At 41.1% G+C, this 17,743-nt stretch carries 15 protein-coding genes and 1 other annotated feature (1 of these 16 running past the window's edge); all 15 genes read left to right on the forward strand.

Annotated features, from left to right (window positions below; genetic code table 11):
• Window positions 1–156: a binding site (T-box leader), on the forward strand (it extends 48 nt beyond the left edge of the window).
• A 180-nt stretch (window positions 157–336) separates the two neighbouring features.
• The 15 genes from ACGHIY_RS00490 (at window position 337) to ACGHIY_RS00560 (ending at window position 17,743) form a co-directional block, all read left to right on the forward strand.
• Window positions 337–1,875, forward strand: coding sequence for a 2-isopropylmalate synthase (locus ACGHIY_RS00490; protein ID WP_390525566.1), 1,539 nt, complete (start codon window positions 337–339; stop codon window positions 1,873–1,875).
• A gap of 1 nt (window position 1,876) precedes the next feature.
• The gene (gene leuC, locus ACGHIY_RS00495) at window positions 1,877–3,136 is read left to right on the forward strand and encodes a 3-isopropylmalate dehydratase large subunit (RefSeq protein WP_227065733.1); all 1,260 of its coding nucleotides are present in this window, start codon (window positions 1,877–1,879) and stop codon (window positions 3,134–3,136) included.
• 1 nt (window position 3,137) lies between these two features.
• Window positions 3,138–3,629, forward strand: coding sequence for a 3-isopropylmalate dehydratase small subunit (locus ACGHIY_RS00500; RefSeq protein ID WP_008603290.1), 492 nt, complete (start codon window positions 3,138–3,140; stop codon window positions 3,627–3,629).
• A 286-nt stretch (window positions 3,630–3,915) separates the two neighbouring features.
• A complete protein-coding gene (leuB, locus tag ACGHIY_RS00505; RefSeq protein ID WP_287520918.1) occupies window positions 3,916–4,986 on the forward strand; it encodes a 3-isopropylmalate dehydrogenase in 1,071 nt (356 codons plus the stop codon).
• A gap of 231 nt (window positions 4,987–5,217) precedes the next feature.
• Entirely contained in the window at window positions 5,218–5,757 is a 540-nt protein-coding gene (locus tag ACGHIY_RS00510) for a hypothetical protein (RefSeq protein ID WP_287520920.1), read from the forward strand.
• A gap of 309 nt (window positions 5,758–6,066) precedes the next feature.
• On the forward strand, window positions 6,067–7,254 hold the full coding sequence (locus tag ACGHIY_RS00515; RefSeq protein WP_390525567.1) for a flavodoxin domain-containing protein: 1,188 nt from the start codon (window positions 6,067–6,069) through the stop codon (window positions 7,252–7,254).
• 736 nt (window positions 7,255–7,990) lie between these two features.
• Entirely contained in the window at window positions 7,991–9,721 is a 1,731-nt protein-coding gene (locus ACGHIY_RS00520) for an S-layer homology domain-containing protein (RefSeq protein WP_195213557.1), read from the forward strand.
• A 418-nt stretch (window positions 9,722–10,139) separates the two neighbouring features.
• A complete protein-coding gene (locus ACGHIY_RS00525; RefSeq protein WP_004694271.1) occupies window positions 10,140–10,625 on the forward strand; it encodes a GNAT family N-acetyltransferase in 486 nt (161 codons plus the stop codon).
• A gap of 208 nt (window positions 10,626–10,833) precedes the next feature.
• Window positions 10,834–11,583, forward strand: coding sequence for a DUF969 domain-containing protein (locus tag ACGHIY_RS00530; RefSeq protein ID WP_278452005.1), 750 nt, complete (start codon window positions 10,834–10,836; stop codon window positions 11,581–11,583).
• A gap of 1 nt (window position 11,584) precedes the next feature.
• Complete coding sequence (locus ACGHIY_RS00535) at window positions 11,585–12,514, forward strand: DUF979 domain-containing protein (RefSeq protein WP_215676179.1); 930 nt, start codon at window positions 11,585–11,587, stop codon at window positions 12,512–12,514.
• Window positions 12,515–12,628: 114 nt separating this feature from the next.
• Window positions 12,629–13,282 carry a pyroglutamyl-peptidase I gene (gene pcp / locus ACGHIY_RS00540; protein ID WP_390525568.1) on the forward strand — a complete coding sequence of 218 codons (654 nt, stop codon included), beginning with the start codon at window positions 12,629–12,631 and terminating at the stop codon, window positions 13,280–13,282.
• Between the two features lie 306 nt (window positions 13,283–13,588).
• On the forward strand, window positions 13,589–14,704 hold the full coding sequence (locus tag ACGHIY_RS00545; protein ID WP_390525569.1) for a glutathione S-transferase C-terminal domain-containing protein: 1,116 nt from the start codon (window positions 13,589–13,591) through the stop codon (window positions 14,702–14,704).
• Between the two features lie 31 nt (window positions 14,705–14,735).
• Entirely contained in the window at window positions 14,736–16,139 is a 1,404-nt protein-coding gene (locus ACGHIY_RS00550; protein ID WP_390525570.1) for an MmgE/PrpD family protein, read from the forward strand.
• Complete coding sequence (locus ACGHIY_RS00555) at window positions 16,132–16,971, forward strand: transporter substrate-binding domain-containing protein (RefSeq protein ID WP_021147573.1); 840 nt, start codon at window positions 16,132–16,134, stop codon at window positions 16,969–16,971. Before ACGHIY_RS00550 ends, ACGHIY_RS00555 begins: the two co-directional genes overlap by 8 nt.
• Window positions 16,972–17,026: 55 nt before the next feature.
• On the forward strand, window positions 17,027–17,743 hold the full coding sequence (locus tag ACGHIY_RS00560) for an amino acid ABC transporter permease (RefSeq protein ID WP_390525571.1): 717 nt from the start codon (window positions 17,027–17,029) through the stop codon (window positions 17,741–17,743).

Here is a 17,743-nt window from a genome sequence, read left to right on the forward strand (position 1 = left end):
AGTTGCCGGTTGGTGCGAGGCAATAGAGGTTGTACGCTGACACTCTCCCGTGAGCTTTGGTGGCGAATGCAGCAGTAGTCATCGACGGTGGTTCCGTTATACCCGCAACGAGTCCCAATTAGGGTGGTACCGTGTTATGAATATAACGCCCCTTTGAGCAACGACAGTTGTTCTGAGGGGCTTTTTTTTATTGTAAAAGTCTAGTAAAATTACTGATTTGATGTATCTGTGTTGGCATTAGCCGAATAGTGTTGAAATTGGCGGTTTTACTAAACTTTCACAATGGATAGATATAATACATCGTTATGTTTTATTAGTACAGAAAAGGTGAAGATTATGGATCAAAATCGCGTATATTTCTTCGATACAACCCTTCGTGATGGGGAACAAACACCAGGTGTATCTTTACAAACTCCTGAAAAAATTGAAATTGCGAAAGGCCTAGTACGCCTCGGCATCGACGTAATCGAGGCTGGCTTCCCAGCTGCATCCCCTGGAGATTTTGAAGCGGTACAAACGATTGCTCGCGAGGTTAAAGGCACAACAATTTGTGGCTTGGCCCGTGCCAACGAAAAGGACGTGCAAAAGGTGGCTGATGCGTTGAAAGATGCAGAGCGCAGCCGCTTGCATGTGTTTATCGCTACATCCGAAATCCACATGAAATATAAATTGAAAATGACTCGTCAAGAGGTATTGGATCGCGTTAAATCTATCTTGGAATTTGCAAAAGGCAAATTCGATGAAATTGAGTTCTCTGGTGAAGATGCGGCTCGTACAGACTTAGATTTCTTGTGTGAAGTATTCGGCGTGGCTATCGCTGGTGGCGCTACAATTATTAATGTACCAGATACTGTGGGGTACATGAACCCTAACGAATTTGGTGATAAAATCCGCTATATTAAAGAACATACACCAGGTATTGAAAATGCCATCATTTCCGTTCACTGTCATGATGATTTAGGCCTTGCCAATGCGAATACATTAGCTGCTATTAAAGCAGGTGCACGTCAAGTAGAAGGCACAATTAATGGCCTAGGTGAACGTGCAGGCAATGTAGCAATTGAAGAGGTTGTTATGGCTCTTAAAACACGCCATGATTATTTCGATGACCTTCAAGTGAATATTGATACAAAACAATTTACGAAAGTATCTAAACTTGTGAGCCGTTTAACAGGTGTTGTAGTTCCTCCAAATAAACCAATCGTAGGTTCTAACGCCTTTGCTCATGAGTCTGGTATTCACCAACATGGTATGATGAGCAACCCTGAAACGTATGAAATCATGACGCCTGAGTCTGTAGGTGCTGAAAAAACAGACCTCGTATTAGGTAAACACTCTGGCCGTCATGCCTTTGCCGATCATTTGACAAAACTTGGCTTCCAATCTTTCACAGAAGAGAAAATCAACGACCTCTTCGGTAAATTCAAAGAATTGGCGGACCGCAAAAAACAAGTATACGATGATGATATCGTAGCCCTTGTAGTAGATAATCTTCACCACAAAAAAGCATTTGAACTCGTGGCTCAATACTATAAATTGGGTGAAAAAGGCTATGCCTATGCTGATGTTCGTCTCATGACTCCGGAAGGTGAAAAAGCTGATGCTGCCGTTGGTGATGGTCCAGTAGACGCATCCCTTAAAGCGGTTGAACGTGTGGTCGGCTTGCCAATCAGCTTGAAAGATTACCAAATCCGCGCTATCACAGCTGGTAAAGATGCCCTTGGGGAAGCAACTCTCAAGGTAGAATATAACGGTCGCTTGTATCATGGACGTGGTATCAGCACCGATATCGTTAAATCAAGTGTAAATGCATATATTAATGCAGTAAACTCAGTATTCCTAGCTATGGAGCTAGAACAACAGGAGGAAGAATAATATGGGTATGACCATTACTGAAAAGAATATGGCTCGCCACGCGGGTCTTGATGTTGTAAAGCCAGGCCAAATCATCGAGTGTCATTTGGACGCGGTATTGATGAACGACATCACATTCCCACCGGCTCGCAAAGAGTTCTTAAAAATCGGCAAACCTGTATTTGATCGTCATAAAATCTACTTGGTGCCTGACCACTTTACGCCAAATAAAGATATTCAATCCGCTACACAAGCGAAAGTAATGCGCGATTTCGTACGCGAACATGGCATTACGAACTACTTTGAAGTAGGTAGAATGGGTATCGAGCACGTTATTTTGCCAGAGAAAGGGCTTATCGGTCCTGGTGAAATGATGATCGGTGCTGACTCCCATACTTGTACATATGGTGCGGTGAATGCATTCTCCACAGGCGTAGGCTCCACTGATGCAGGCGTCGCTATGGCGGAAGGTAAAACTTGGTTCAAAGTGCCTGAAACCATTAAGGTTGAGCTTATCGGCAAACCTAATAAATGGGTAACGGGGAAAGATGTAATTCTTGACTTGATTGGTCAAATCGGTGTAGACGGCGCTCGTTACATGGCTCTTGAATTCGCCGGCGAAGGCGTACAACATATGACTATGGCTGATCGCCTTACAATTTGTAACATGGCTATCGAAGCGGGCGGTAAATGTGGCGTATTCCCTTACGATGCAATTACTGAAGAATACATCAAAGGTCGCGTAAATCGCCCTGTTGAGCCAATCACTCCAGATGCTGATGCGGTATATGCCCAAACTATTACAATTGACTTGTCCAAATTACAACCAGTTGTAGCATTCCCACATTTGCCATCCAACACACATTACATCAACGAAATCGACAAAGATATTAAAATCGACCAAGTTATCATCGGCTCTTGTACAAATGGCCGTTACGAAGACTTGGTGGCAGCTGCAGAGATCTTCAAAGGTCGAAAAGTAGCTCCATTCGTTCGTTGTATCGTAATCCCTGGGTCCCAAGATGTATACGACCAAGCTATGAAAGATGGTTTGTTAGACATCTTTATTCAAGCTGATTGCGCTGTGTCCACGCCAACATGTGGTCCTTGTCTAGGCGGTTATATGGGTATCATGGCTGCAGGGGAGCGCACCGTCTCCACAACAAACCGTAACTTCCGTGGTCGTATGGGGCACGTTGATTCTGAAGTATATTTGGCAAGCCCTTATGTGGCGGCAGCAAGTGCTGTATTAGGCCGCATTGCAGGCCCTGAGGAGGTTTAATATGGATTTTGAAAGCAAGAAAATCTGGCGCTACGGCGACGATGTAGATACAGACGTAATCATTCCGGCTCGTTACTTGGCGATTGCTGATTGGAACGAATTGGCTGAACATGCGATGGAAGATATTGATACAACATTTGCTCCTAATGTGAAAGCCGGCGAAATCATGGTAGCTGGTAAAAATTTTGGTTGTGGTTCTTCTCGTGAACATGCACCGGGCGTTATTAAAGCCAAAGGCGTGCCTGTTATCATAGCACACTCCTTTGCACGTATCTTCTTCCGTAATGCTATCAACATCGGTTTACCAGTTGTGGAAATCGGTGAACAAGTTGATCGTATCGATGCAGGCGATGCTATAGGCGTAGACTTGTCTAAAGGTATCGTGTACAACTTGACGAAAAACGAACAATACCAAGGGACTGAATTGCCACAATTCATTCAAGACATTGCGGCAGCCGGTGGTCTTGTAAGTTTTGCTAAAAACCGTAAGTAGCAGAATGAAACGAAACACGTATCTCAAGCCTCCAAAGCGAGCTAAGTCGGTTTCGACACGTGTTTCGTTTCCAACGATTCTACTTTTGTGTAGCAAAACTTAAAATTCCTCTAGCTAACAATATCTTGAATGGATTTGTGGCAGAGGGGGAGTGAGGAGCGAGCTAAGTCAGTCTTAAGGGATATGCCAGCTCTTGTCCCATTAAGTTCTATTGCGATTTCTTCGCAAAGGGCACTGAGGGAGAGCATGAGGTTTGCAATCTTTAACTATATATTGGAGAGGTAAGATGAGTGGAAAGAATATTGTATTGATTCCTGGTGATGGTATCGGTACTGAGATTATTACAGCAGCGAAGGCTGTGTGCGATGTGGCTTTTGAGAAAGCCAGTGTAAAGGTTAATTGGATCGATAAAAAAGCGGGCGGTGAGTCTATTGATGCGTATGGCGTGCCGTTGACTGAGGATACTATCGAGGCTTGTAAAAATGCTGATGCTGTATTGCTTGGCGCTGTTGGCGGTCCTAAATGGGATAATGTAGATCCGTCTATCCGTCCTGAAAAGGCAATCTTAGGCCTTCGCAAGGAGCTTGGTTTGTTCTGCAACTTGCGTCCTGTGAAAATCTATCCATCTTTGCAAGAGTATTCTCCGCTTAAAAAGGAGCTCGTACAAGATGTAGATTTCGTCATCGTTCGTGAGTTGACTGGTGGTATTTACTTTGGTGAACGGGAAGAGGCACAAGGTGAAGGTGCTAACGAGTTCGCTTGGGATAAAGAAACATACAGCCGTTACGAAGTAGAGCGCATCATGGACATCGCCATGGAAACAGCTCGCAAACGTAACAAAAAGGTCGTATCCGTAGATAAAGCAAACGTATTGGCGTCTTCTCGTTTGTGGCGTAAAATCGCGCAAGAGAAGGCGGCTGCTAATCCAGACATCGCAACAGATTACTTCTATGTAGATAACACAGCGATGCAACTCGTTGTAAATCCTGCACAATTTGACGTTATCGTTACGACAAACTTGTTCGGCGATATCTTGTCCGATGAAGGCGCTGTAATCTCCGGTTCTATCGGGCTTTTACCATCTGCATCCATGGGTACAGGCACAGCATTGTATGAGCCAATCCACGGTTCCGCACCAGACATCATGGGCCAAAATTTGGCGAACCCATTGGGCACAATCTTGTCTGCAGCTATGATGTGCCGTCATTCCCTTGATTTACCTCAAGTGGCTGATGCTATTGAACGTGCTGTGGAACAAGTGCTCGTTGATGGTTACCGTACAGGAGATATCTATCGCGAAGGTTTAAAACGAGTTGGTACCACAGAAATGGCACAAGCCGTAATTGAACGTTTATAAAAGCAATGAATTAAGATTCCTCAAATTTATTAACGTGAGTTACGTCATTTTCAAAATCGTATCATAAGTGTTAAAATACAGATATTATAATATATTTGTCTAATTAAATAAGAGAGGGTTGTAAGGCCCTCTCTTTTTTGTGGGACGCCTAGCGGTATGTGTAGTTGCTCTTCATATATTAGAGTGCTATATTGGTAGATGTGTGGGAAGATAGTCCTTAAGGAGGCCTTTATGAATTCTTCGATGTATCGAAATTTAACCATTACTGCTTTATTGATGGCATTAGCCATTATGATTCCTATTGTAATGCCTTTGAAAGTTGTGATTCCACCGGCATCGTATACATTGGCGAGTCATGTTCCTATATTCCTGTCCATGTTCTTATCTCGTAAGATGGCAGCTTGTGTCGTGATAGGTTCTACGCTCGGCTTCTTTGTAGCAGGCTTCCCAATTGTTATCGTTATGCGTGCTGCATCTCATATCATCTTTGCCTTGATGGGGGCTTACTATATTAAACATCATCCAGGCGTATTAACAGGGGCTCTATCCTTTGTTGCGTTTAACCTTGCTTGTGCGATCGTTCACGCTATTGGTGAGGTACTAGCATGCCTATTGTTCTACACTACAACTACGATGCCAAACATTGATCTCATCTACGTTGTATTTGTTCTTGTAGGCGGCGGCACCATCGTTCATAGTTTGGTTGATGGATATATTGCATTATATATCTATAAAGCTATCCCTGGACTATCTAAATCGGGTAATAAATAATCATATAATTACATATACTCTTAACCACTCATGGGAAATCGATGTGTACTAATGTACGGCATGTGATTACCTATGAGTGGTTTTTATAATAATTCTCAAATCTGTACCTACAGGTACAGACTTCATTATGTGATGTCCGTATAATAGAACCATAGTTAATGACCGATTTGTGTTGTATCTATTGATACAACATGGGGCCATATATTGGGTAATACCGGTGAAAGTTGCTTCTCTCATCTGTGGGCCTTGATAGACTCATTAAAAGATATGAGGTGAGTATATTTACTTTCACAGAACATGGAGGTTATCATGAGAAAGCACATTAAAAACAACGTATCATGGGTTGGTAAAATCGACTGGGAATTGCAAGAGTTTCACGGTTCTGATTACACCATTAATAATGGGTCTAGCCAAAATGCCTATTTGATTGAAGAGGAGAAGACGGTCCTCATCGATACTGTATGGAAACCTCATTCCTCTGAGTTCATCGATAATTTGGAATCTGAAATTGATTTGAATGCGATTGATTTTATCGTATGTAACCACGGCGAAGTGGATCACAGCGGTTCCTTGCCTGCATTGATGGAAAAAATCCCTAATACGCCTATTTATTGTACGGAAAATGCTGTTAAGTCCTTGGTTGGTCAATATCATCACCCTGAATGGAACTTTAGAACCGTTAAAACAGGGGATTCCGTAGATATTGGAAACGGAAAGTCCTTGGTGTTCGTAGAAATGCGCATGCTCCACTGGCCTGATTCCATGGCGACTTATATGACAGGGGATAATATCTTGTTCTCTAACGATGCATTTGGTCAACATTTTGCCGTAGAGGAATTGTGGGCCGACAAGGCCGATCAATGCCGTCTATGGGAAGAGGCAATGAAGTATTACGCTAATATCTTGAATCCGTTTTCTCCATTGGTAAAAGCTAAAGTTGAAGAAATTCAAAAGCTTAACTTGCCAATCGATATCATCGCTACGAGTCATGGAGCGATTTGGCGTGAAAATCCAATGCAAATCGTAGAAAAATACTATGAGTGGTCGCAAGCGTACCAAGAGGATCAAATCACAATAGTATACGACACTATGTGGGATGGTACCAAGAAATTAGCCCATAAGATTGCTGAAGAAATTGCGAAACAGTCACCTGATACACGTGTTAAGATTTTCAATATTAGTAAAACCAATAAAAATGACATCATGACGGAAGTCTTTAAGTCTAAAGCTATTGCTGTAGGGTCTCCAACAGTAGGTAATAGCGTATTATCTTCCGTAGCTGGTTGGCTCGATTTCTTGCGTGAGTTGAAATTTAAAAATAAAAAGGCTGCTGTATTCGGTACCTATGGTTGGTCTGGTGAATCTACAAAGGTACTCCGTGAAGAGTTGACTAAATATGGATTCTCTGTAGTAGAACCGGAAATTAAATGCAACTGGAACCCAGAAGAATCCGATTTTAATAAAGCAGAAGCACTTGTAAGTGCATTATTAGCATAATTACATATAATAAAGAAAGATTCTTGTTATAAAACCCCTATTTTTGATATGTACCCCCTTTACTGGATAATCAGTAAAAGGGGTATTTTCATGAAGAATAGGGGCCTTCTTTTTTTAAACATATACATAAAATACTAGTCAATATAAATTGTATTTGTCATGTTTATTCTCATAACATTCTCGTTAGCGTTTTTTGGGGCACCGATTTGCATTGATAGATACTGGCGCTATAGAAATATAAAATTATAATAAAATGTTAAGTTGTTGATTAAATATACAGAACAGTTTAATTCACATATAATTCATGAATTAAGTGTGAATGTGAATTAATGAGGATATAAGGTATATTTTGCGTACTTATAAGGTGGTTATTTATTTATAAGTTATACAGTTTGTTATATGAGAAAAGTTTACAAAGTTGCGAAAAATTTAACTCATAAGGGGAAATAATGAGTAAAATTTATTTCCCTGTAAAGCTAGGAATAAAGCGGATTTTGATAGGTATAAAGACTTGGTAATTTGGTTTGTGTTAGAAAAAAGGGTTGTGTATATCGTAAAACTTTGATATGCTATGCGGGTAATCGACAATATAAATTTTTCTTAAACTGATTAGGGGTATTTCTTTATGCTAATTTAGAATATGCGCCTGTTCAGACCGAGGTGAGAGACGGAACATAGAGAGAATGAAAAATTGTATTGTAATTTGGATAATTTTTTAATTTAGTGAGGGTGTAAGATGAGAGAAATGAAACATTCCAAAAAATTAGCATTTGCTGTATTGGCTGCTGTCACTGCTGTTGGTGCGAATGTTAATCCAGTAGACGCTGCTTCTGTTGTAATGGACAACACTAATGTTGTTACAGGTGCTAATAATGCAGTTGCGTATGGTAGTGGTAATACTGTAAAAGAATCTGATGCAAACTTCCGTGATCGTGATTATGAAAATGAGCCAGATGATGCTACAAAGAGAACTGGTGACTGGAAAAGTAATTCTGTCGCTATAGGTGTTAACAATACTGCAGCAGGTACCTCTGCATTAGCAATGGGGAATTCTTCCAAAGCGTTGATGAATGAATCTATTGCTATTGGTCATTCTGCTGAAGCACAACGTACATGGTCTACCGCTATTGGTACTCGTGCAAAGGCTTCCGAAGTTCGCTCACAAGCTATTGGCTATGAAGCACTAGCGTCTGGCTATAAATCTAATGCGATTGGTTCTAGCGCACAAGCAACTAATAATCATTCTGTTGCTATGGGTTCCTCTGCCCTTGCATCTGGTGATCATGCTCAAGCATTTGGCGCTGGTGCACAGGCAACTAATGTGCGTTCTAATGCATTTGGTTCTGATGCGAGTGCTACAGCTGACTACGCTATGGCGATCGGTGATCATGCAAATGCAACACATTTAAACTCTATCGCATTAGGCACAGGTTCTACTACAAGTGAAGCTACAGCTCAAAGTAGTGCAACCATCGCTGGTCATACCTTTGGTGGCTTTGCTGGCGTAGGTTCTGCAGCTAATGGTTCCGTGTCTGTAGGTAAAGCTGGTGCTGAACGTCAAATTAAAAATGTTGCGGCTGGAGAAATCTCCGCTACTTCTACAGATGCTGTAAACGGTAGCCAATTATATTCCGTAGCTAATGATTTACAAACACAAATCAACAATTCCACACCTGGCCAAATTAATAATAATATTAAGAACTTGACTAGTCGTGTTGGTACTGTTGAAAGACGCGTTAATAAAGTAGGTGCAGGTTCTGCTGCATTGGCTGCATTGCATCCATTGGACTTCAACCCAGATGACAAATGGACAATTGCTGCTGGTTATGGTCACTACCATAATGCTAACTCCGCTGCATTGGGCGCATTCTACCGACCTAACGAAGATACAATGTTCTCCGTTGGTGGCACTGTAGGTACTGGCGAAACTCAATTGAACGCAGGTGTATCCATCCGTCTTGGTAAACGTTCCCCTGAATCCCGTTCCCGCGTAGCTATGGGGCGTGAAATTGCTGAATTGAACGCACGTCTTCAAGATATGGAAAACAAATATAATAACTTGTTACAAATCTTGACTCCACATGCAATTGATCCAAGCAAAACTGCTGAATTCCCAGACGTTCCTCGCAACCACTGGGCTTACCAATATATTAGCCAATTGGCTGGTAATGGTATCCTTGTTGGCTACCCTGATGGCACATTCAAAGGCGATGTTAAGATGACTCGTTACGAATTCGCTACAATGTTGTATCGTGCACTTCAAAATGGTGCTCCTATTGACGAAAACATGAAACGTGCATTGAATGAATTCGGTCCTGAATTACAAAATATTCGTCTTAACCACTTCCGTGTTGATCGTATTTCTGGTGATGATAACGATCGTCATAAAACTGAACGTGTTCGCGTTAACAACGAACCTAAAAACGAACGTGACGTATACGGTTCCCGTATATACAATAATCAATAGGGTTAACTTTCTCTAGAGATTGTAAAAGCTCAAAACAGGATGTATCTTTTGATACATCCTGTTTTTTTGTCTAAATCTTTTTGTTTGTGGTATTGTGCTTATTTTATAAAAATACGTCAATCACGGTTAGAGAGAATAGAGTTTTTGATTGAGATTTTAATTGTATTGTGTTTATTTTTATACAAACACTCTTTCGGTTGAGAATTTGGATCTTTAATTTATTTGATACTTAGTATGGCTGAGGGTTGTTGTATATATTACATTATTGCATATAAGATTTCCTTTATAGATATTATGATTTCATATAATGTTTATGTAAATATATTGCAAATAAATACATATAGGTGTATAATTACTTTCACAAAGTGAATTAATATTCGTAGTTTGTGAATAAAAATATAGATATGAGGGAAAGACCATGAAAGAATTTAGACAATTAACAGTTGCAGATACAGCAGAATATCATAAGGTACTAATCGACGGTTACGCAGCTATAAAAGACTATCCCATTAGCTTCGATGCCATTGATTTTACGGAAGAGGAATCTAAGGAATGGATTGAGAATTATCCTGTATACGGCTTGTATATTGATGGGCAATTAGTTAGTTCTATTACGTTTTGTATGCCTTGGGTGAAATACTCAACGCCGGATAAATATCCGCATATTGCTCATTTTGTAACGGCACCAGCTTTCAAAGGCAAAGGATATGCACGGGAAGTCTTGGGCTATGCAGAGGAGCTTTTAAAAGAACAGTTTAAAACACATATTGTTACATTAGGAACGGCTAAGGAGCATCCGTGGTTGCCTAAAATGTATGAATCCTTTGGGTTTACGGCGTATGATAAGGTTCATTTTAGAGGAAAACAGCATACAACTATATTATTTAAGAAAGAATTAAATTAATTAAGAAAGCGTTATATTAATTACGTAAATTACCTTGTACTCTATTTGAGTGTTTTATGCTCTGATCGCAGATCAGGGACATTCACTAAATTTAGATACAAGGTATTTTTTTTTGTAAGATTATGACTATTCAGTATATAATATATACATATAACGTATCTTTATGGTTATATGTGTTATGGATGATTTGTAGAAAGGATGTGTCCATATGTTGATTTTGTCAGGTATTTTAGTGATGGTCATCGGTCTGATGCTGCGCTTTAATGCCTTGTTAGTTGTCGTAGCCGCAGGTTTTGTAACGGGCCTTGCAGGTGGTCTCAGTATCAACGATATCGTTGGTGCCATTGGGGAGGCTTTCGTTAAAAATCGTTATATGTCATTATTTATTTTGATATTACCTGTTATTGGACTTATGGAACGTCACGGCTTACGTGAACGGGCAGAAATTTTGATTGGCAAGATCAACGCTGCTACGGCAGGGCGTATCTTTATGATTTATTTATTTGTGCGCCAAGTAACAGTAGCTTTTGGTATTAACATGTCTGGTATGGTTGCCATGGTTCGTCCATTAATCGCTCCCATGAGTGAAGCTGCGGTAGCTCAAGGTCGTCCAGTATCTCAACGTACACTTGATAAGGTGCGTGGTGTAGCTGCTTCTGCAGATAATATAGGTAACTTCTTTGGTCAAAACTTATTCCTTGCTGCTGGTGGGTTATTACTCATCAAAGGCGTTATGGAACAATTAGGTTATTCTGTAGAGTTAACAGATATGGTATTGTACGGATTGCCAACTGCTATTTGTGCATATATTGTTAACTTCATTCGCTTTATTATCTTTGATAAAACAATTCAAGCCTCTGTAGCTCGTGATGAAGCGGATATGAAAGCTGGTAAATTAGTACCTAATGAGTTAAATATTCTTGTTACACCAGAAGAATTTAAGAAGGAGGCTGAATAATATGTTAGAAATACTCTATAAAATGCAGCCCTTAGATTATGTATATCTTCTCGTAGGGATTATTCTATTTATCTTTGCTATTCAATCATTTTTAGATAAAGAACATAAATATCGCATTGGTACAGGCTTATTTTGGCTCTTATATAGCATATCCTTTATCTTTGGTTCTTATCTCTCCAAGGAAATTAATGGCTGGCTTGTAATTGCTATGGCAGCTATCGTATTAGTAAAACAACTCGGCAAAGGCCATTACTTTGAATCTCCTATCGAATTCAAAAAAGGCGAAGCTGTTCGTATTGGTAATGTTATCTTCGTACCAGCGTTACTTGTTGGTATTATTACATTCTTCATTGGTTTCTTTACTAAGTTAGGAGCTCTTGTTGGTCTAGGTATTGCCGCAATCATTGCTATGTGTGCTGCTCTTTATATTACAAAGGGCGAACTTAACCAAGGTTTCCATGAAGGCCGTCGACTTATCGATGCTATCAGTTGGACTGCTATTTTGTCCCAGTTATTAGCGGCTCTTGGGTATCTATTTAATTTGGCTGGCGTTGGTAAACTTATCTCCAGTGCAGTCGCAAGTGTAGTACCAGCAGATAATGTATTCCTCGTTGTTGTGGCTTACTGCATCGGTATGGTTATCTTTACAATGATTATGGGTAACGCGTTTGCCGCATTTGCGATGATTACAAGTGCCATCGGTATCCCAATGCTCGTTGTAGCTCATGGTGCTAACCCAGCAGCTGTCGGTGCTATTGCAATGCTTGCTGGCTATTGCGGTACTTTGATGACACCTATGGCGGCCAACTTTAATATTGTACCGGTAGCACTCCTTGAAATGCGCGATCAATACGGCGTTATTAAAGCACAACTTCCAATTGCATTAATCATGCTCGTATTGAATATTCTATTAATGTATTACTTTATTTAACCCTTTTCTGTGAAAGCACGATATGCTTATGAAACTATATGATATATCTTCTAAGGTTATATATCATGTTTAATTGTTCTAATGCACCATAAGATATCGTTATGAGGTAGTGTGATGAAAACAATTTTGATTACCGGTTTTGATCCATTTGGCGGTGAACCTATTAATCCGGCTTGGGAAGCGGTCAAAACAATGGATGGTTATACTGATGGTGATTACAAGGTAGTGACACAAATGGTTCCTACCATTCGTTATAAATCTGTTGATACTGTAAAAGCAGCCGCTGAACAGTGCCAACCAGATTTTATCCTGTGTGTAGGTCAAGCAGGTGGTCGTCCTGATATTACAGTGGAACGCGTTGCTATTAACTGCGACGATTTTCGCATCCCAGATAATGGGGGCAATCAACCGGAAGATGAACCTGTTGTAGTTGATGGCCCTAGTGCCTATTTTGCGACATTGCCCATAAAAAATATCGTCAATGCGTTACATCAAAACGGTATTCCTGCTAAGGTTTCCAATACAGCGGGTACCTTCGTATGCAATCATTTGATGTATGGTGTATGTCACTATGCTGCGCAAAAGGGCAATATTAAGGCGGGCTTTATGCACATCCCATACTTGCCATCCCAAGTGGTGGATAAACCAAATCAACCAAGCATGGCTGTTGAAACTGTACGTGCCACATTGGAAACCATCGTTCATGTATTAGCTCATGGTGAAAGTTACAAGGCACAAGATATTAACTATACAACACCTCACGAATAAAAATCTTACCAATACTAGTGTTTATTCAATACACATAATGTTTACTTAACATATAATATTTACATTTACATAACGCATAATTAAAAAGCTCGAGTTATATCTTAGAAATGATATAGCTTGAGCTTTTTTATTTTTAATAATCATTATAAAAATATAAATACCCACTATTGACATAGGTTTTTAAATAATATAATATAGGTTTATATTCATATTGAGTTAGTAGGAATAGTTGAGGGATATCACAAAAGCTTTCACCATAAAAAGTGGAATAAAGCTAATGGGGATGACCTTTATAAGGAGTATAGAATGAGTGAACACGTAGATGTAAGCAACATCAAGGATCCTAGTATTGCGGCGGCTCGAAAAGAAGTTGAGTTTCAACGCGCTATGAATCCTTGTCCTATCGATTTTTCTGAGTTTCAATCTAGTAACCCTCGTTCTCAAGGGGAGCAGAAGGAGTATGAAGGTAAAGATGCATCGAATTTTAACCGTCGTCAAAAATATTCTGATAGTGAAGAGCCTCAATTCACAACACCTTTTGGCAGTGAACCAGGGTTTCTACCTGTAGAAAAGGACCGTTACCGCCTTGTATGGTCTAAGCATTGCCCTTGGGCTCACCGTATTGCTATTGCCATCGATTTGCTCGGACTAGATAAAGTGATTTCAAAAGGTACGGTTGATCCATTGCGTCCTGCAGGTGTAATTGCAGACTGGTTCTTTACCCTTGATAAGGATGAGAAGGACCCTGTATTGGGCATTCACTCCTTAGGTGAAGCGTACCGCAAAGGCGACCCTAACTACGATGCACGCTCCACAGTACCGGCTATCGTAGATGTTACAACAGGTGCGGTAGTAAACAACGACTACCATGCGTTGACTACTGAGTTGGCATTGGGTTTTAAAGATTTCATCTCCCCTGATGCGCCAGATATTTACCCAGAAGAATTGCGTGCTGACATCGATGCATTGAATGTTATCATCTACGCTGACTTCAACTTGGCTGTAAACTTGGCAGCTCTTGTAACAAACCAAAAAGATTACGAATATTACTATGATCGTATCTTTGCTCGCTTAGATTGGCTCGAAGAACGCCTTAGCAAGCAACGTTACTTGATGGGGGATACCATTACAGACCCTGATATCCGTATTTTCCCAACATTAGCGCGCTTTGATCTCGTGTTCTACCAAAAATATTTGGTGAATAAAAAACGCCTCGTAGACTATCCAAATCTTTGGAACTATGCGAAGGATTTGTACTCTAATCCAGCATTCGGTGGCACAACAGACTTCGACTCTATGCGTAAACGCTTCTACTATGTAGACCATACGCCATTTGAAGACCTACCACGCCTCGTTCCAAAAGGTCCAGACGACTCCATTTGGTTAGAACCAAATGACCGTGCTGAAAAATTTGGTAAATAATAGATTGTATAGATAACTGAAAGGGGGCCCCATGGATTTAGTAACACAGACGATTGTGAACCACATAGAACAAACGGATGTGACGAACCGTGAGGACCTCCTGTCAGTGGCTCGCATTGCTTTTCTAGATTATTTGGCATCTCTAGCGCCGGCTGAGACGGAACAGGCCGTTCAAGATTTGGCTCGGTTCATCGGGACTAATGGAGAAAACGTATCTAAAGCCGATAAAGCTTTGTATTATGGCTTTGCCTCCCATTATTTAGATTTTGATGATGCCCAGGCAAATTTGGCAGGTCATTTCAGTACTGTTTTATATTCTGCTTTGTTGGCAGTGCTCGAGCCGCATGATACATGGCATGATTTCCTTCGGGCCTATATCATCGGTGCCGAGCTTGAGGGGGTTATTGGTTCCCTCATCAATCCTGCCCATCGGACCCAAGGATGGCATTCTACGGGGACCGTTGGTGTGATTGGGGCAGCGGCCGCTATAGGCGCTTTGCGAGGCCTTCATGGTGAAAGTTTGGCTCAGCTCCTGTCTTTGGCTGCTACTCAATCGGCGGGCATGTTCTTTCAAAGTGGTACAGATGGTAAGCCTCTCCATGCGGGACTAGCAGCACGCAATGGCGTGTGGGCTTACGAACTGCTACAACATACATCACTTCAAACAAGTACAAAACCGTTTGACCCTGAACGGGGTTGGTTTAAAACAATCGGTAATATTACCGTTACATCAAATGACATCGCTAGCCGTTGGCTAGCACCAGGACAACTTATTGATCCTGGTTTGTGGATGAAGGTCCACCCCTATTGCTCGGCAGCCATTTGTGGCGCTGAAGCAGTAGAAATCGTGGCACATAGACTATATACATTTTCTTCGTATGTGTCTAAACACAACTACCTTTCACCAGATACAGAGGAACAAGATCAATGTAGATTATGTACCACCCCCGATTTCTCCCTTTGGGATGAGATAGATCGAGTGACTGTTCACTTCCCGCCTGGTGCTGATGCGGCATTGCGTTATACATCGCCAACAACAGGTCGAGAAGGGCAGTTTTCCATAGAGTACATCGTGTACCAAGTCCTCGCGTATGGGGCGGTACAGGATGAATTATTCAAGATAGATATCATAGACTCATCAATACGAGACTATATGTCACGAATTGAGCGTGTTTATGATTTACCGAAGGTATCCCAAACAGAGCGGATTACGAAAGTAACCGTTATATTGAAAAATGGAGATACTTTCACAGAAACGGTGAACAATCCGAAAGGATCACCGAATAATCCTCTCACTATGGAGGATATACGCATAAAATTAGGCCTTACCTTGAAGGCTGATCAAATAGATAGAATCATTGAAGCTTTTACCCATACAGATAAGGTAGAGTCATTCCTGCAAACATTGCGAAAAGAAGGAGTTTTACATGTTTAATACAAAGAAATTGACGAAATTATTTGCTATTGGCGCGTTGGCACTAGGCGTGCTTGTGGTGGCTGGTTGCGGTGACGATACATCTAAGGATGCAAAGGTAAATCCTGATGCTAAAGTAATTAACGTAGCTACACGCGGTACGGTTCGCCCGTATTCCTACACAGATGATAATGGCAATCTTACTGGTTTTGACGTAGAATTGTTGAAAGAAATTGAGCGTCGTAATCCTGACCTTCACTTCAACTTCAAACCAATGGCCGTTGATGCTGCCTTTGTAGCAATGGATGCAGGCCAAGTTGACATGATTGCAAACCAAATGCGTCGCAACCCGACACGTGAAGCAAAATACTACTACACAAATGAGGTTAACAACTACTCTACACGTAAATTAGTAGTTAAAAACGATCGCAACGACATCTCTAAATTGGATGATTTGAAAGGCAAGAAAATCGCCGTTACTACATCCTCTGAGTTCAACGAGTTAGTAAAACAATTCAACGAAACAGCAAATCCTCAAATCGAAGTTATCTATACAGATAAAGCAGGTGCAGAAACATTAAACCTCGTTGCTACAGGCCGTGCTGATGCAGCAGGTGAGTATGAATACGTAATTAACTCTGCTATTAAAGACCGTGGCTTGCCACTCAAAGCTGTAGGTGATGTATTGGCCGTAGTACCAACTTATTTCTTGTCTAAACGTACAGATGACATGAAACAAGTAAACGAAAAAATCGATAAAACTATGAAAGAAATGCGTGCAGATGGTACGTTGAAAAAACTTTCTGAACAATATCTTGGTGGGGATTACACATTCGATCCAACACAAAAATAACGGATAGGCCGCCTTGGCGGCCTTATTCTATTATGTCTAGAAGCGAGGTGCTACTGTGGGCAAGTATTTTGATGTGTCCTACATGATCCAAGCGTTTCCACAGCTCTTGAATTATGTGCATGTAACGGTGCTCATCACCGTTATTTCTGCCATCTTAGGTGTTATTTTGGGCTCTATCATAGCCATCATACGCCTCAAGAAGGTTCCAGTATTAAACCAATTATTTATCGTATTTATTTCCTTTATGCGGGGCACACCATTCTTGGTACAGCTCTTCCTTATATACTTTGGGGGGCCAGAAATTATGTCCCATATGGGGCTTAACATGAAAAATGTGCCAGGCCTTGTATTTGTGTACGCTGTGTTTACCTTACATATCGGGGCTTACAGCGCAGAAATCATGCGCTCCAGTATTGATGCGGTGGCTCCTGGTGAGAAGGAAGCTGCTAAAAGCCTTGGTATGACCGAGTTCCAAAGCTATGTGCGCATCATCTTGCCGCAGGCTTTCACCATGAGCATTCCACCGTTGACGAACCTCGTTATTGGCATGTTGAAAGGGACGGCGCTCATTTTTAACGTCGGCGTTGTGGATATGATGCGTAAGGCGGACCTCATGGGCGGCAATAGTCAGCGCTATCTTGAGTTATTCGTCGACGCGGCCATCATTTATGGCATTCTAATTATCATCGTGTCCCTCTTGGGCCGATTGCTTGAAAAACGTTTTACCGTTGCGGGCAAGGAAACGCAACGCATTTTGATCAGTGAGGAGTAG

Source organism: Veillonella parvula (assembly GCF_042850485.1).
Lineage (GTDB): Bacteria > Bacillota > Negativicutes > Veillonellales > Veillonellaceae > Veillonella > Veillonella parvula_Q.

Bases quoted from the DNA above. Each gene is read 5' to 3' on its own strand.
- ACGHIY_RS00490 (WP_390525566.1), top strand. From the start codon at position 337: ATGGATCAAAATCGCGTATATTTCTTCGATACAACCCTTCGTGATGGG.
- leuC (WP_227065733.1), top strand. From the start codon at position 1,877: ATGGGTATGACCATTACTGAAAAGAATATGGCTCGCCACGCGGGTCTT.
- ACGHIY_RS00500 (WP_008603290.1), top strand. From the start codon at position 3,138: ATGGATTTTGAAAGCAAGAAAATCTGGCGCTACGGCGACGATGTAGAT.
- leuB (WP_287520918.1), top strand. From the start codon at position 3,916: ATGAGTGGAAAGAATATTGTATTGATTCCTGGTGATGGTATCGGTACT.
- ACGHIY_RS00510 (WP_287520920.1), top strand. From the start codon at position 5,218: ATGAATTCTTCGATGTATCGAAATTTAACCATTACTGCTTTATTGATG.
- ACGHIY_RS00515 (WP_390525567.1), top strand. From the start codon at position 6,067: ATGAGAAAGCACATTAAAAACAACGTATCATGGGTTGGTAAAATCGAC.
- ACGHIY_RS00520 (WP_195213557.1), top strand. From the start codon at position 7,991: ATGAGAGAAATGAAACATTCCAAAAAATTAGCATTTGCTGTATTGGCT.
- ACGHIY_RS00525 (WP_004694271.1), top strand. From the start codon at position 10,140: ATGAAAGAATTTAGACAATTAACAGTTGCAGATACAGCAGAATATCAT.
- ACGHIY_RS00530 (WP_278452005.1), top strand. From the start codon at position 10,834: ATGTTGATTTTGTCAGGTATTTTAGTGATGGTCATCGGTCTGATGCTG.
- ACGHIY_RS00535 (WP_215676179.1), top strand. From the start codon at position 11,585: ATGTTAGAAATACTCTATAAAATGCAGCCCTTAGATTATGTATATCTT.
- pcp (WP_390525568.1), top strand. From the start codon at position 12,629: ATGAAAACAATTTTGATTACCGGTTTTGATCCATTTGGCGGTGAACCT.
- ACGHIY_RS00545 (WP_390525569.1), top strand. From the start codon at position 13,589: ATGAGTGAACACGTAGATGTAAGCAACATCAAGGATCCTAGTATTGCG.
- ACGHIY_RS00550 (WP_390525570.1), top strand. From the start codon at position 14,736: ATGGATTTAGTAACACAGACGATTGTGAACCACATAGAACAAACGGAT.
- ACGHIY_RS00555 (WP_021147573.1), top strand. From the start codon at position 16,132: ATGTTTAATACAAAGAAATTGACGAAATTATTTGCTATTGGCGCGTTG.